General features: G+C 59.1%; 10 protein-coding genes and 5 pseudogenes. 10 read left to right on the forward strand and 5 right to left on the reverse strand.

The genetic code is table 11. The features are described 5' to 3' along the window. The 3 genes and pseudogenes from AC1DKD_RS10420 to AC1DKD_RS10430 all read left to right on the forward strand — a co-directional run. Positions 1-678, forward strand: a 678-nt coding sequence (locus AC1DKD_RS10420) for an SDR family oxidoreductase (RefSeq protein ID WP_477143252.1), incomplete at its 5' end; no start/stop codon positions are given. Between the two features lie 66 nt (positions 679-744). After that, positions 745-1,032, forward strand: a pseudogene (locus AC1DKD_RS10425) (transposase); the annotation flags it as partial. Positions 1,033-1,080: 48 nt separating this feature from the next. Further along, positions 1,081-2,469, forward strand: a complete 1,389-nt coding sequence (locus AC1DKD_RS10430) for an MATE family efflux transporter (RefSeq protein WP_477104397.1) — start codon at positions 1,081-1,083, stop codon at positions 2,467-2,469. A 122-nt stretch (positions 2,470-2,591) separates the two neighbouring features. On the opposite strand, the pseudogene AC1DKD_RS10435 reads toward AC1DKD_RS10430, so the two are convergent. After that, positions 2,592-2,782, reverse strand: a pseudogene (locus AC1DKD_RS10435) (SDR family NAD(P)-dependent oxidoreductase); the annotation flags it as partial. 433 nt (positions 2,783-3,215) lie between these two features. Here AC1DKD_RS10435 and AC1DKD_RS10440 point away from each other — a divergent pair. Both AC1DKD_RS10440 and AC1DKD_RS10445 read left to right on the forward strand, forming a co-directional pair. Next, positions 3,216-4,661: a catalase gene (locus tag AC1DKD_RS10440; RefSeq protein WP_477104398.1), complete on the forward strand. Its 1,446-nt coding sequence runs from the start codon at positions 3,216-3,218 to the stop codon at positions 4,659-4,661. Positions 4,662-4,818: 157 nt separating this feature from the next. Further along, complete coding sequence (locus tag AC1DKD_RS10445; protein ID WP_477104399.1) at positions 4,819-5,286, forward strand: ankyrin repeat domain-containing protein; 468 nt, start codon at positions 4,819-4,821, stop codon at positions 5,284-5,286. A gap of 22 nt (positions 5,287-5,308) precedes the next feature. On the opposite strand, the pseudogene AC1DKD_RS10450 reads toward AC1DKD_RS10445, so the two are convergent. After that, positions 5,309-5,541, reverse strand: a pseudogene (locus AC1DKD_RS10450) (3-oxoacyl-ACP reductase); the annotation flags it as partial. On the opposite strand from AC1DKD_RS10450, the pseudogene AC1DKD_RS10455 reads away from it, so the two are divergent. From AC1DKD_RS10455 to AC1DKD_RS10475, 5 genes and pseudogenes are all read left to right on the forward strand, one after another. After that, positions 5,537-5,734 (forward strand): annotated as a pseudogene (locus AC1DKD_RS10455) (LysR family transcriptional regulator); the annotation flags it as partial. The pseudogenes AC1DKD_RS10450 and AC1DKD_RS10455 sit on opposite strands and share 5 nt — an antisense overlap. 1,053 nt (positions 5,735-6,787) lie before the next feature. After that, positions 6,788-8,881, forward strand: a complete 2,094-nt coding sequence (locus tag AC1DKD_RS10460) for an acetate--CoA ligase family protein (protein WP_477104400.1) — start codon at positions 6,788-6,790, stop codon at positions 8,879-8,881. Positions 8,882-8,919: 38 nt separating this feature from the next. Beyond that, the gene (locus tag AC1DKD_RS10465) at positions 8,920-9,636 is read left to right on the forward strand and encodes an SDR family oxidoreductase (protein WP_477104401.1); all 717 of its coding nucleotides are present in this window, start codon (positions 8,920-8,922) and stop codon (positions 9,634-9,636) included. A gap of 80 nt (positions 9,637-9,716) precedes the next feature. Beyond that, a complete protein-coding gene (locus tag AC1DKD_RS10470) occupies positions 9,717-10,724 on the forward strand; it encodes a Bug family tripartite tricarboxylate transporter substrate binding protein (protein WP_477143253.1) in 1,008 nt (335 codons plus the stop codon). 402 nt (positions 10,725-11,126) lie between these two features. Further along, positions 11,127-12,161, forward strand: coding sequence for a porin (locus tag AC1DKD_RS10475; RefSeq protein WP_477143254.1), 1,035 nt, complete (start codon positions 11,127-11,129; stop codon positions 12,159-12,161). 42 nt (positions 12,162-12,203) lie between these two features. Here the strand turns inward: AC1DKD_RS10475 and AC1DKD_RS10480 are convergent, their stop codons facing one another. From AC1DKD_RS10480 to AC1DKD_RS10490, 3 genes and pseudogenes are all read right to left on the reverse strand, one after another. Then, positions 12,204-13,550 carry an ISL3 family transposase gene (locus tag AC1DKD_RS10480; protein ID WP_477143255.1) on the reverse strand — a complete coding sequence of 449 codons (1,347 nt, stop codon included), beginning with the start codon at positions 13,548-13,550 and terminating at the stop codon, positions 12,204-12,206. A gap of 542 nt (positions 13,551-14,092) precedes the next feature. Beyond that, a pseudogene (locus AC1DKD_RS10485) lies at positions 14,093-14,194 on the reverse strand (transposase domain-containing protein); the annotation flags it as partial. Positions 14,195-14,265: 71 nt separating this feature from the next. After that, complete coding sequence (locus AC1DKD_RS10490; protein WP_477104405.1) at positions 14,266-14,457, reverse strand: hypothetical protein; 192 nt, start codon at positions 14,455-14,457, stop codon at positions 14,266-14,268. Positions 14,458-14,516: the final 59 nt, after the last annotated feature.

Below are 14,516 nucleotides of genomic sequence, written 5' to 3' on the forward strand. Positions count from 1 at the left end.
TTGGGAAACAAGGTCATCATTGCTGGACGCCGCAAAGCACTTCTGCGGCAGATCTCCGCGGAGTATCCCGGCATCGATGGCGTCGAACTCGATATTTCCGACGCTGCCGACATCGCGCGTGTGGCGAAGGACTTGATCTCGGACTATCCSACGCTGAACGTTCTGATCAACAACGCGGGCATCATGCCGTTTGACGACGCSTCSACYMCCGTCGAGGAYGCCRCGTCTCGCAGCATCCTCGACACMAACCTCYTRGGCCCRATCCGCATGACATCGGAGCTCGTCGARCATCTGAARGGTCAAYCKCGCTCGACGATYATYTACAACACGTCGGTGCTGGCGTATGTCCCGATCGCCACTAACGCGGTGTACTCCGCATCGAAAGCGGCGCTGCACTCTTATGCCCTGTCGCAGCGCTTCATGCTCCGCGCGACCAACGTGACAGTCCAGGAGATCGCACCGCCTTGGGTCGACACCGACCTCGTCAAGAAGAGCGGCGATCCGCGTGCCATGCCCTTGGACGCGTTTATCGAAGAAACCATGCGCGGCCTCGCGACCGAAGAGCATGAGGTGTTTGTCGAGTCCATTCGCGCCATGCGCGATAACCCGGGACTCGGCGAGCATCAGCTGGTTCACGACTTCAACCAACACATCGCCGATAACCCCATCCCGGTTTAACGAGAAGCCTGGCGCCCCGGCCCGGAGTGCCAGTGACCACGCGCAGGAGAAGATCTGTGTCACACAATCGAAGGCCTGCGCGCGCAAGCGGTCCCGGACAAGGGCTACGACGCCAACGCTTTCGTGCAGTCGATTCGAACCGCAGGAAGCAAGGCCGTCATTCCGCCACGCTCGAACCGGATCAGCAAGCGACGCTATAGCCGCGCCCTGTATCGCACTCGCAATCTGGTCGAACGCTTTTTCAACCGCATAAAGCATTTTCGCCGTGTCTCCACTCGGTATGACAAGCGAGCTGACAGCTATCTCGTCTTTGCATCGCTTGCTTGTGCCTTCGGACCATTGGTTAAATTGTGAACAGACCCTAGAGAGTGTCCCGCCTCGTAAGGCGAAAGGCTTAACAAGATGACTACCTCTGGATCGGCGCCGCTGCGCGCCTCCAATCCACGCCTACGGTCGATGCTGGAGGCACCGATTGTTCCAACGGTTCTTCGCATGAGCGTGCCAAACATGCTCATGATGTTGGCCCAAGCGTCAACTGGGCTGATTGAGACATGGTTTCTTGCGAAACTTGGCACGGATGTACTGGCAGGTGTCGCTGTTGTCATACCAGTACTAATGCTAATGGGCAACATGTCGCAGGGGGCCATGGGCGGTGGGATATCAGCAGCCGTGGCTCGGGCTCTTGGGGCCGGAAACCAGACCTTGATAAATCAGATTCCGCGGCACGCCCTAGCCATCAACGTTCTTATTGGCGTAGCATTTGCCGCCATGCTTTTGACGTTCCAGAGGTCACTATTCTCGCTTATCGGCGCAAAGGGGGCGGCGTTGGATGCGGCTTGTACTTATGGTCGTGTGCTGTTCGCAGGACTGCCGCTGATGTGGGCGATGAACGCACTCGCCAGTGTTATTCGGGGGACGGGGAATATGTCATTCCCTGGGATGGTGATCTGTGGAGGAGCAGTCGCTCTAGTGCCATTGTCTCCTTGCCTCATATTTGGTTGGGGTCCGATTCCCCAATTAGGAGTAGCGGGCGGAGCGTGGGCTTTGGTGCTTTATTACGCAGCGGGCACCGCGATATTGGGGTGGTTCTGCCTCTCGGGGCGTTGTGCCGCTCAGCTAGTGGGAGGCGCAGTGCATTGGTTACCGATACGTAGCATTTTGGTCGTTGGCGCATTGGCATGCATAAATCCGGTACTTACAAATGCATTGATTGCGATTACGACGGCCCAGGTTGGTGGGCACGGTGGCACTGCAGCTCTAGCAGGCTACGCAACGGGTGCGAGGCTAGAGTATCTGCTGATCCCAATAGCTTTCGGCTTTGGAGCGCCTATGGTTGCGCTTGTGGGAGCCAACATTGGCGCAGGTCAGATCGACCGCGCGCGGCGTATCGCACTTATCGGTGGATTTATTGCCTTTTCATTAGCCGAACTAATTGGCCTAGTTGCAGCCTTTCGGCCTTCCGCATGGTTGCGGCTCTTTGGAGGAGATGAACATTTGCTGGAAGCGGGCGTCGCCTATCTTCAGATGGTAGGTCCGTTCTACGGCTGCTTTGCCCTGGGCTTTTCCCTTTACTTTGCATCTCAGGGCGCCGGTCGACTCAAATGGCCACTCGTGGCCGGAGCGCTACGCCTCACCCTGTTCGCCGGTGTTGGCGGCTTTGCGTTGTCTCAAGGCGCAAGCTTGCAACAGTATTTTTCCTTTGGTGCTCTCGCAATGCTCGTTTACGGTACCTTCATACTGTGGGCAGTCGCAAAAGGAAATTGGGGTATGGGGGGCGTTAGAGACCGATAGTCGCCCCTATTGCAAGGGGGTCGACAGACTGTCGCCCCTATTGCAAGGGGGTCGACAGACGAAAGTGTCGTACGTTTTAAACAAGCATGTAATTCGATCGTCGCTAGTCAGGCGGGCTTCAACGCGCCGCAGACATTTACGGCGATACCGTACTTGTTCGAGAGCTTCTCTGTTTGTGCCAAAAGACGTACCTCGTTACGCGCGACAAGAATCAAGTCACAACCGCGGCTGCTAAATGGTCAGCATAGACTGCGCCGATACCCGAAGATCCGCCGGTCACAAGCGCGGTTCCGATTGTAAAGACATTTCCTATCCATTTTTTTGTGAAAATTGCGTGCCAGATAGGCTCGAAGAGAGAGCGATAGTCTCTTTCGCTCCCCAATGTGCGACGTATTGATGCAGTTTCTGAGCATGGTTGGCGCCTCAAAAGCGCGCTCGAGACGGTCGGTACTTACCTCCTGCGCCTTTGCGCGAAATTGACAAAAATGGCATGTTCGCGAGGCTCTGGGAGCCACGTTGTAGGTTGCATCCAATCGATTCATTCGTGTCAAGAAAAGATGACGTGAGTCTCATTATCCAAGGCAATTAATTCACTATTCAGAGAACTGATACGAACCGTCAAGTTGCACCTGCGATACTTCAACATCTTCCCCCGGCGTATCGCGCCATTGGTGGCAGCCTGTTGGGAAAACCCAAAAACGTCCAGGCAAGGCCCGCGAGGCCTGCCGTCTGCATCAAGGAATCCAATGAAAAAGCTCACGACCGCTTTCGGCGCGCCCGTCGTCGACAACAACAACATCCAGACTGCCGGCCCGCGCGGTCCGGCCCTGCTGCAGGATGTCTGGTTCCTGGAAAAGCTTGCCCACTTCGACCGCGAAGTCATTCCCGAACGCCGCATGCACGCCAAGGGCTCGGGCGCCTATGGCACGTTCACCGTCACGCATGACATCACCAAGTACACGCGTGTCAACCTGTTCTCGGAAGTCGGCAAGAAAACCGACCTGTTCCTGCGTTTCTCGTCGGTGGCCGGCGAACGCGGCGCAGCCGATGCCGAACGCGATATTCGCGGCTTCGCCATCAAGTTCTATACCGAGGAAGGCAACTGGGACCTGGTGGGCAACAACACGCCGGTCTTCTTCCTGCGCGATCCGCTCAAGTTCCCCGACCTGAACCACGCCGTGAAGCGCGACCCGCGCACGGGCATGCGCAGCGCCGAGACCAACTGGGACTTCTGGACCAGCCTGCCCGAGGCCTTCCACCAGGTCACCATCGTCATGAGCGATCGCGGCATTCCGCGGAGCTGGCGTCATATGCACGGCTTCGGCAGCCACACCTACAGCTTCATCAGCAAGGACATGCAACGCCACTGGGTGAAGTTCCACTTTGTGACCCAGCAGGGCATCCAGAACCTGTCCGACGCCGAGGCGGCCGAGGTTACCGGACAGGACCGCGAGTACCACCAGCGCGACCTGTACGAAGCCATCGAGCGCGGCGAGTTCCCGCGCTGGAAGCTGTTCGTGCAGATCATGCCCGAGGCCGACGCCGGCAAGTATCGCTACAACCCGTTCGACCTGACCAAGGTCTGGTCGAAGAAGGACTACCCGTTGATCGAAGTGGGCGTGATGGAACTGAACCGCAATCCGGAAAACCATTTCGCCGAGGTGGAGCAGGCCGCGTTCGCGCCGTCGACGATCGTGCCGGGCGTCGGTTTCTCGCCGGACAAGATGCTGCAAGGCCGCCTGTTTTCGTATGGCGACGCCGAGCGCTATCGCCTGGGCGTGAACCACCACCTGATTCCGGTGAACTCGCCGAAGGCCGCGAAGTACGTCAACAGCTATCACCGCGACGGCCGCGGCCGCACCGACGGCAACGCGGGCGGCACCATCGGCTACGAGCCGAACACCCGTGGCGAGTGGGCCGAGCAGCCGGACTTCCGTGAGCCTCCGCTGTCAGTCGAAGGCGCCGCCGACCACTGGAACCACCGTGTCGACGACGATTACTTCTCGCAGGCAGGCGACCTGTTCCGCCTGATGTCGCCGGCCCAGCAGCAGACGCTGTTCGACAACACGGCCCGTGCGATCAAGGGCGTGTCGAAGCCCGTGCAGCAGCGCCATATCGACCACTGCACGCAGGCCGATCCGGCCTACGGCGCTGGTGTTGCGGCAGCCATCGAGAAGATCGAAGCCAAATAAGTCTTTGGTTGCCTCTCCCGCTTGCGGGAGAGGCCGGGGCGGAGGGCGGGTGCACCCCGCCCTCCCTGCGAGAACCACGAAAGCCAGGAAAGCAAGACGAGAACACAAGACGGACCAGACCCAGACATCCACCATGACCGCCGATGAAGAAGCCCGCATGATCGCCGCGCTGGGCCAGGTTTTCGACCTGGCGCGCAATGGCGACGCGGCCGCGCTGGCGGCGCTGATCAAACGCGGTATGCGGCCGAACCTGCGCAACGAGAAAGGCGACAGCCTGGTGATGCTGGCCGCCTATCACGGCCATGCCGACGCGCTGCGCATGATGCTGGCAGCCGGCGCGTCACCCGACACGCGCAATTCGATGGGGCAGACGCCGATTGCCGGGGCTGCCTACAAAGGCTACCGGGACGTAATCGAAATCCTGCTGGAACACGGCGCGGACGTCGAGGGCGCTTCGCCCGACGGCCGCACTGCGCTAATGGTCGCAGCGATGTTCCAGCGCGCGGAAATCGTCGAATTGCTCAAGGAGCACGGCGCCGACCCGGAAGCGCGCGACGAGCGCGGCATGACGGCGGCCGACGCCGCCACATTCATGGCTGGCCACACGGGCCGGCCGGCGCACTGATACTTCGGTCGTTGGCCGCTGGTCAGCCGCGACCGACGAACGAGCATCTTCGTCGCCATCACGGTCATGAACTGCACGTTGGCGTCGCGCGGCAGGTTGGCCATGTGCAGCAACGAACTGGCGATGTGGGACACGTCCATCAACGGCCCCGGACGAACCTGGCCATTGGCCTGCGGCACCCATGCGCGCCATGCGGTTGGCCATGTCGGTGCCCGCATTGGCCGCACGCAAATCATAGGGACGACCATCGATTGCCCGGCGCTGGGCAATCGATGGTCGTGGCATCGCCTACAAGGCGTTGATAGGTGTTTGTGCCGATATTGAGCAAGCTCGCTTGGAGCTGCTTCTACCAGAGCAGCCGGGCGAATCGGGGCCGCTGAACCTCGTGTGCGCGCACCGTAAACAGTTTTCACCTGCAGTGCGGTACCTCCGTACAGCGCTGCGTTGAGCGGTTGAATCCGCAGTGTGGATGAAGGCGTTCAGCATCGAGATCATGGAATCTGCGTGAGTCGGCTGATCGCCAATTTGGCAATACCTGAATGATTTTTGCTAATTGTGTGAATGCTAGGACCTTGACGTCCGCCTCGAGATCCAGCTTATGGCGCCAACGTTTCGAGGGTTCTTCGAGAAAACCGACTAACGCCGGCACCCCGGGGCCAATGCCTAATCAGATCCCAAATTGACTGGACCGTGCTTGTTGGGACGTGGTCACACATGAACGGCGTGCGCCGAGCAGAACACATTAACCGTCTGCATCGGGAGGGACATGTTGAAGCGGTTGCGTTGGCGATTGAGTGTGATGACTAATCAGGTCGGACCGTGACTTGCTAAACCTGTATATGACAAAGAGCTTCGAGCTCTTACGGGAAATCAGGTGCGAGTCAGCGAATTTCATCGGGGCCCGCAGCCTATCAGGGCTGCAACCAGGCCGAATACAAAGCCGCAACCCAACCTAGTCAGGTCAGAGCGCACAAAAGCCTCGCAAACGGGAGGCGTTCATATAGAGGCATATCAGCTCTTTGTCGGTGAGTTCGAGACATTCACTCGCCCGTATCGCACGCTCACGCTGCTGCTCCAGAATGAGGCCTCCGGGTCCAGCGTACCGAACATTCGCGTGCCAACAATGAGCCTCGAGTGCGAGCCTAAGCAGATCTGGCTTGAATATCGGGGAGGCAGGGCACCCACGCGATCGCTGCACAGGGTTGGCGAAGAACAGTTCAGAGAGGCACAAATCGCAACAAGGAAGAGCTTGACATTTTCCTACTGTACAGTAGACTAACAAACTCATTGGTACGAGTTCTGCGTAAGACAAGCCTCGCTCGATCAGACTTCGTGTAGTCTGATTTGCCCCAAGAGGGGTTTCGCATGACGGCTCATGGCGATGTCTCGCTGCGCATCGGTGAGCGCGTCCGCGCTTCGTTTCGATCTTTCGGGGCGCGGGAGCTTCCCTATTTTGTGGCCGCCGACTCTGCCGAAGGCAAATAACTCGAGGAGACTTCCCATGACGACTTCGCTTCAGGCCGCGTTGGCGCCACGTTCCATTGCGATCGTGGGTGCTTCACAGAATCCGGACAAGATCGGTGGTCGACCGGTTGACTACCTGCAGCGCTTTGGCTTCAAAGGGCGCATCTACCCTATCAATCCCACCCGCTCAAGCGTCCAGGGCTTGAAGGCGTGGCCCTCGATCGAGGAACTGCCGGAGGCTCCGGATCTCGCAATCATCGCGGTACCGCGGAACGAGGCGATTGAAGCGGTGCAGAAGTGCGCCCGCATCGGAACAGGGATCGGAATCGTCATGAGTTCTGGCTTTGGCGAGGGTCACTCCGTTGAGGGAAAGACTGCCGAGCGCTCGATGGTCGACACCGCTCGCGCGGCGGGCATGCGGCTGATCGGGCCGAATTGTCAGGGGCTTGCAAACTTCAGCAATGGGGCTCTAGCCACATTTTCGACGATGATCAAAGAGTGTCCGCCCGCTGACGGACACATAGCGATCCTCAGCCAGAGTGGGACGCTGGGGATGGCGCCGTACGGGCTGCTTCGGCGCCGGGGGCTGGGCATCCGGCACGCCCACGCAACAGGCAACGACGCGGATGTCACGATCGCCGAGTTGGCGACGGCGGTCGCCGAGGATGAGCAGGTCCGACTGATGCTCCTGTATCTCGAGGGCATGCCCGACCCGCACCAGCTTCAAAAGCTCGGACGAATCGCTCAGGAGCGTCGTCTGCCCGTGCTCGCGCTGAAGTCCGGGCGTACGGCCGCCGGTAAAGCCGCCGCGCTATCGCACACCGGTGCGCTAGCAAGCGAAGACCGTGTGGTCGACAGTTTCTTTGAGCAACATGGCGTCTGGCGTGCGCACACAATGGAGCAACTGGTCGATGCCGCTGAGATGTACCTGAAGCGCTGGAAGGTGGGTGGCCGGAGCATCGTGACGGTGAGCAATTCTGGAGCGGCAGGGGTGCTTGCTGCGGACGCAGCCAGCATGCATGGGATGCAGATGGCCAGCTTCGACCCTTCAACTCGACAGTCCCTCGCGGCCATTCTTCCAACCTTCGCGAACGTTACCAATCCGGTCGATATCACGGGTGCTCTGCTCACGGATAGCAGCCTCTTCAGCAAGGCTCTCGACGTCATCGCGCGGGATCCAAATGCTGACGCATTTCTCGTTGCATTTCCGGTCGCCGGAGCAGGCTACGACGTCGAAGGCTACGCGGATGCGGCGGCGCGTTTGGAAGCCAGCACCGGAAAGCCGGTTGTGGCAGCCACGCCGCAACCGGACGTGGCGGCCTTGTTCCGTGAACGCGACGTACCGGTTTTCTCCTCGGAAAGCAGTGCGGTATCGGCGCTCGACCGATTCACGCGCCACCACGAGCGTTTGGAGTTAGCGCGCCATCGACGTGCTGGTGCGTACCTCGATCCCGTCCCCGTCATGACTGAGCGCCGTGAGCCCCTGATGGCGAACGAGGCACAGAGTCTTGCGCGCATCGCGGAGATGGGGGTACCGGTTGTATGGCACCGACTGTGCATGACCGTGCAGGAGGCTTTGGCGGCGTTCGCCGAAGCGGGGGACGCGGTTGTCGTCAAAGGTTGTTCCAGCAAGGTCGCTCACAAGAGCGAGCTGGGTTTGGTGCGATTGGGGTTGCGTTCGCAGACGGAAATCGCGGAAGCCTTCGGCAAGCTGCAACAGACACTCGCCGATCTTGGTCTGCCCTTTGAAGGCGTCATCGTTGCCGCGATGCGAAAAGGTGGGCGCGAGATGATGATCGGTGCTCACAGGGACCCGGTTTTCGGTCCGGTTGTCGTTATCGGAGATGGTGGCAAGTACGTCGAAGTCATGCCGGACAACCAACTTCTATTGGTTCCGTTTGGACGAGCCGAGGTTATCGAGCGACTACAGCGTCTTCGTATCGCTCCCCTGTTGGGTGGAGTGAGAGACGAACCCGCTCTTGATGTCGAGGCCTACGTTGACGCAGTGATGTCGGTTGGACGACTGATCGCGGGATCCACCGACGTTCAGAGCGTCGATATCAATCCGATCCTGGTCGGTGCGGTCGGTGACGGCTGTCGCGCGGTCGATGCCGTAGTGCTGCACAACTGAGTCCAGCGTAGTCCGCAAGCAGCGAAGAAGGAGCTGTGATGAAGAAGGGTTTGGTCACTCGCGACCGGGTACTGATCACCGGTGGGGGGGCAGGTATTGGCGCGGCGATCACGGCTGCGTGCCAGGCGCAGGGTTACGAGACGATCGTTCTGGATCGCGCCGGCGGATTGATCGATGTGGATCTCGCGGATGATGATGCGACCGCCGAGGCGTTGAAGCTAGCGCTGGAGGGCGGTCCGATCACTCGGCTGGTCAACAACGTCGGGGTCGTACGTCCTGCATCAATCGCAGACCAAACCTTGGTAGATTTGGACCTCGCAGTCGCACTCAACCTTCGCTGCGCCCTTCAATGCATGCAGGCAGTTCTACCTGGTATGCGGGAAGCCGGATTCGGGAGGGTGGTCAACATTTCTTCCCGTGCCGCGTTGGGCAAGGAGATGCGCAGCGCGTACGCGGCCACAAAGGCCGGCCTCATTGGGATGACCCGGGTTTGGGCCCTTGAGCTGGGGCAGCACGGCATCACAGTCAACGCTATCGGCCCCGGTCCGATTCGAACTGCGCTGTTCGAGGCCGCGAATCCGCCCGGAGCTCCCCGAACGCAGGCGATCGTCGATGCGATACCGGTTCGCCGGATGGGAGAGCCGGAAGACGTCTCTCAGGCTGCCTCGTTCTTTCTTGATGGGCGCAACGGCTTTGTCACCGGACAGACGCTCTACGTGTGCGGAGGAATGACGGTCGGAGTTCCGCCCGCCTAGCTGGATAGTGGATCCGAGCCGGCGTTGACTCGCAGGACTGGGCGACAAACGGCGCTACCGATTGAACCAGGAGACAAGACATGAAACGTTCGACTTCCAGCATTCCGGCCGCGACGCGTCGGCGCCTGATACTGGGCGGAACCGCCGCCGCGCTGGGCGCGGGACTCGGTGTCGTGCGAGCTGCTGACACATTGCCTTCAAGACCCATTCGCTGGATCGTGCCATACGCTGCGGGCGGGCCCTCCGATGTGTTCACTCGGCCGATTGCTGCCGTCGTCTCGGAGATTCTTCGGCAACCCGTGATCGTCGAGAACCTTGGCGGCTCCGGAGGCAATATCGGCTGCGCTCGAATCGCGCGAGCAGCTGCTGATGGCTACACGATCGGACTAATCAGCACCGGCACTCATACGATCAATCCACACATCTACCCGAAGCTATCGTTCGACCCACTATCGGACTTCACGCCGCTGACTTTGGCGTGCCGGTATGCCAATCAGTTGATCGTCAATTCACAGAGCGGGATACGAACGGTTTCCGATCTTGTCGCCCGGGCGAAGGTGCAGACCGTCTCCTATGGTTCGGCTGGCATTGGCGCATCCAATCACCTCTCGGGTGAAATCCTGAGCCGAGTCGCGGGTGTGCCGCTGGTGCACGTCCCGTTCCGCGGCAACGGACTGGCGCTGGCCGCGTTGATGGCAGGTGACATCACCTTCATGTTCGACATGCCCACGAACTCACAGCCGGCCGTGACTGCGGGGCGCGTACGTCAGCTGGCGGTCACGACTGCCAAGCGGTGGTCCTTCTTGCCCACGATACCGACGATGGCCGAGGCGGGCTTTGGCGGATTCAACGAGGTGGGAGCCGACCTGTGGTTCGCCGTGGCGGCGCCTCCCAGGCTGCCCGAGGACATTCGTTCGCGTCTGTATGCCGCGCTGACCGAAGCGTTGCGCTCGCCGCGCGTCAGCAAGACGGCCAACGAGCAGCAGTTCGAAATCTGGACAAGTACACCCGAAGACCTTGTTCGGGAGATCCACACCGGCCTAGATCGCTRGGGACGGATCGCACGAACAGCGGGTGTGAAAGCGTGACCCCATACCTGAAGCGTTCGATTCGCAATGCCGGGCTAGATCCCGATAACCTCCCGGCTTCCGGGGGGCGCGCGATGAGCTTCGTTAGCGGCGAGAGCAAGCCCAAGGCTTGGAAAGACATCTGGGGCGCCGGACAGGGTATCGGCGCTGTTCGAGAGGCCGGCGCGGCTGCGTCTCTCATCGCGTGCCTCGCGCTTGAATACCAAGTGGCGCGATCCCGCCTCGGTCTCGGTGACTTGGCTTCAGGGCAACCTGCCTCGGCATTGCAACCGCTTCAAAAAAGACATTACGACAGACTTTCCCTCTGAATAATTGGTGCCGCTTTCAACCGTCCGGCCACGTTAAGTGGCTTAGGAAATGGGAGACGTGCGCCTTCTCGAAATACCGCAAAGGATTGGAGGCATGATGAATAAACCTGCCGTGCTGGCGCGCGTTGCGTCCGGCTGTGTCGGTGTATCGCTGTTTTTAGYATCGTGTGCGGCGAATTGTGTTGAACTCTACGGAATCGTAGATGCATATGTCGGTTCAACGAAGCCTAGCGGTGCCGCCAAGAGCACGATTGGAGTCGAGAGCGGGGGTATGACAACTTCGTTCTGGGGATTGACAGGCACGGAGGACCTGGGCGACGGACTGATGGCAAATTTTCGGCTGGAAGGCTACTTTCTGACGGATACCGGAGCGAGTGGTCGCAGTCCCACGGACACCATGTTGTCACGCAATGCCTATGTTGGCCTGGAGAAAGCCAACATTGGTGAGGTCAGGCTCGGTCGGCTCAGGAACCCTTTCTTCCTCGCCACAACTCAGTTCGACCCCTACGGATCATCAACCAAGTTCTCTCCATTACAGAATCCGCTCTGGGTGCAGACCTTCGGACGCTACGTTGCGGGTGATTCGGGTTGGAACAATGCCGTTGGATACTACACGCCGGATTTTGGTGGATTGTCGGGGCGCTTTCTATATTCGCTTGGTGAGGCGGCCGGCACAAATTCAACCAACAATTTTGGCGCCATGCTCTACGTCGACCGAGGAAAGTTTACGGCAACCGCAGCATTTCAACGTGTAAAAACCGGTCCGGGCTTGCCTATTGGGAGCTGGGCACAAGACGCCTTTACACTCGGCACAGCATACGACTTCGGGGTTGTCAAGGGATTCCTCGAGTATGTGGGTACGCGGACAAGCGGCGGTACCAAACGAAGCACGGATTCGTTTCAGATTGGTGCGACCTACCCAATCTTTAACGGAAAGATCATGGCATCGGTTGTGCAGACCAATATTCGCCCCGAAGGTCAGGCGGATTTCAAGCGTCGGGACTATGCGATCGGCTACTTGTATCCACTATCGAAGCGGAGCGATCTCTATGCGAACGTCCTTTACGACAAGCTTAGCAACAGTGGTGGGGGGATAAGCACGGGTTTTGGAATGAGGCATAAGTTCTAACGCTGTAGCAATATGCGAGGCGGCCAGTAAATAATTGAGGCTCTATGCCGATTTGAGTGGAACTTGACGGCCGGCGCGATAGCGTTTAATCCCTTGATCACGCGACGCGGCGGGACACAAGGGGTTTTGCGGCAAATGTTTTAGCCTGGACATACGGAGGTAGGCGATGGCCACGAAGTTCTTCACGGTTCGAAATCCGCGCGCGGCCCGCTTGGTTTGTTGGAGCATGCCATTCATCGCCTCGACATAGGCATTGCTGCGGCCGTCGAGCATGCCGCGCACGACGCCAGGCAGGCGCTCCTTGAGGGTCGTGGCCAGCCGCTTGAACGGCTCAAGCCGACAACGCTTCGCCCATGAGATCCAGCCCTTGAGCATCTCCTTGGCTTTCTGCGGACAGTTACTCTTCACGGCCACGCTGTAGGTCGTACGCAACCCCTCCTTCAGGCGCCAGGCGCRTGCGCTCTTCAGGTTCGAGCGCTGCAACCGGTGCATCGTATTGATTTGATCCTTGTTCCAGTCAGCGTGATCCCGACGCATGCCCCACATCAAGCCTTTGATCGTCTTGCGCTGCGTCCCCAGCGCAGCCCGCACGACGTCCGGCTGTTCTCGCATCTCTTCACGCCGCACCTCGTCCATCGCCTCGTTGGCCAGGGCGATCACGTGGAACCGGTCGAAGCTGATCTGCGCGTGCGGCAAGGCTTCGGTGACGCCCTTGATATAAGCTGCCCCCATATCCATGCAGGCGTGCCTGATCTCGTCAGGATTGCCGCCGTGCGTGACCAGGTCGGCCTTGAATTCGGTGACGGTCTTGTGGTCGCTGCCCTCGGCCATGAACAGCAGGCGTTTCGCTTCCAGGTCATGTACCACCGTGACGTAATCATGGCCGCGTCTGATACTGGTCTCGTCGATGCCGATAACCTTGACCCCGTCCATCGTTTCCCTGGCGCGCGCCGTCCCGACATAGTGTTCGATCCGGCGCCATAGCCGCCTGGCGTTCACTCGCAACAGGGAGGCCGCCTGCGCGACCGGCAGGGATTGGCATAGCGACAGGCCCAGCGCCTCGAACAGCAGGGTGAAGCCGCTGCCCGGCCGCGCCCACGGAACATCCACCGCAGTGGTCTTGCCGCAGGTACTGCAATCGACCCGCGGCACGTCGGCGTGCAGCCACGCCTCGTGCTGGAAAAAATCGAGATGACGCCAGTCACGTCTGACCCGATCATGGATGCCTTGTCCGCTCACCCCACAGGCTGGACACGGCAACTTCTTCGCGTCGCAGGACACTTCGAAATCGATCCGGCGTCTGCTTGTATCGAGGTCAACTTTGGATACCATCCACGGAGCTTGCAGACCCAACGCGGAAGTAAACAGGGCTTCAACGGCGACACTCACAGACGATTCCTCGATTCAGATAAGGGCGATTACTGCCTACCACCACTTCTTCACAACGAGTTGAACATCGGTTCACGAAGAATCTGATGGGAAACAGCGGAGGCCATTATGGTACTTGATGTCAAGTTCCACTCAAAACGTCCTTGGGCCATAATTGATGCGGTGGTTGCTCCGCTTTGTTCACATTCAACTATATATAGCATTGTACTAATTGGTTGTATTTCTTGATTTATCGCTGTTGCGGTCTAGAAAAGTATATTAATAATAAAACTAAATCTGAATTTACATGCTTTTTTTGCCTATCAGACGCGCCCACAAAGAGTAGTCTTCTGAAATGGCGCCATTCAGCGACTTGCTCAAGAAGTTGATGACCTTCATGCGAGCCGCATCCTCGTGCTTTGCACGGCTTCGCAACGGGATCTTGCAGAACGCGCGCGGAACCTGCTTGGAACGCTTTTCGCCCGGGATTTTTGATGATGCAGTGTAAGCGTCTCGCCGTCCCACGTTGCCGGTTGAGAGCGGTTGTGAGAGAGCAGACGCGCTCAGCGTGCGGGACGCCAGTTGTGGGGAAGCAGCTCGTCGATGCGGCTGTTCAGGTGGGTGGGCAGGCGGGTCAACACATCGGTGATGTAGGCCCATGGATCGTGGTTGCGTAGCATGTCGTAGGCATCGCGAAGCTCATTCTCGAAATAAGTGGTGGTGGGAAGTACCATGATCAATGCGTAGCAGAAGAGGATTGAGCCGACGACGTGATTGCGTGTGTCTCAAATATGCGAGCGAAGTCCGGATACCAGAACGGACTCTCGGTGTTGAAGAAGGTGTACGAACGGCCTTGAATCGCCAGCGCATTCCCAAGATCCGACATTTCCTTTTTACCGACGAACGTAGCGCCGATCACGTCTGCCATTTCGGGCCGATTCAGGCGTACTGACACGAATTTGCAAAGCAGAAAACACGCTGCCTGGC

The organism is Cupriavidus sp. 05T313 (assembly GCF_056396665.1).

Bases quoted from the DNA above. Each gene is read 5' to 3' on its own strand.
- AC1DKD_RS10430 (WP_477104397.1), top strand. From the start codon at position 1,081: ATGACTACCTCTGGATCGGCGCCGCTGCGCGCCTCCAATCCACGCCTA.
- AC1DKD_RS10445 (WP_477104399.1), top strand. From the start codon at position 4,819: ATGATCGCCGCGCTGGGCCAGGTTTTCGACCTGGCGCGCAATGGCGAC.
- AC1DKD_RS10490 (WP_477104405.1), bottom strand. From the start codon at position 14,457: ATGGCAGACGTGATCGGCGCTACGTTCGTCGGTAAAAAGGAAATGTCG.
- AC1DKD_RS10460 (WP_477104400.1), top strand. From the start codon at position 6,788: ATGACGACTTCGCTTCAGGCCGCGTTGGCGCCACGTTCCATTGCGATC.
- AC1DKD_RS10465 (WP_477104401.1), top strand. From the start codon at position 8,920: ATGAAGAAGGGTTTGGTCACTCGCGACCGGGTACTGATCACCGGTGGG.
- AC1DKD_RS10440 (WP_477104398.1), top strand. From the start codon at position 3,216: ATGAAAAAGCTCACGACCGCTTTCGGCGCGCCCGTCGTCGACAACAAC.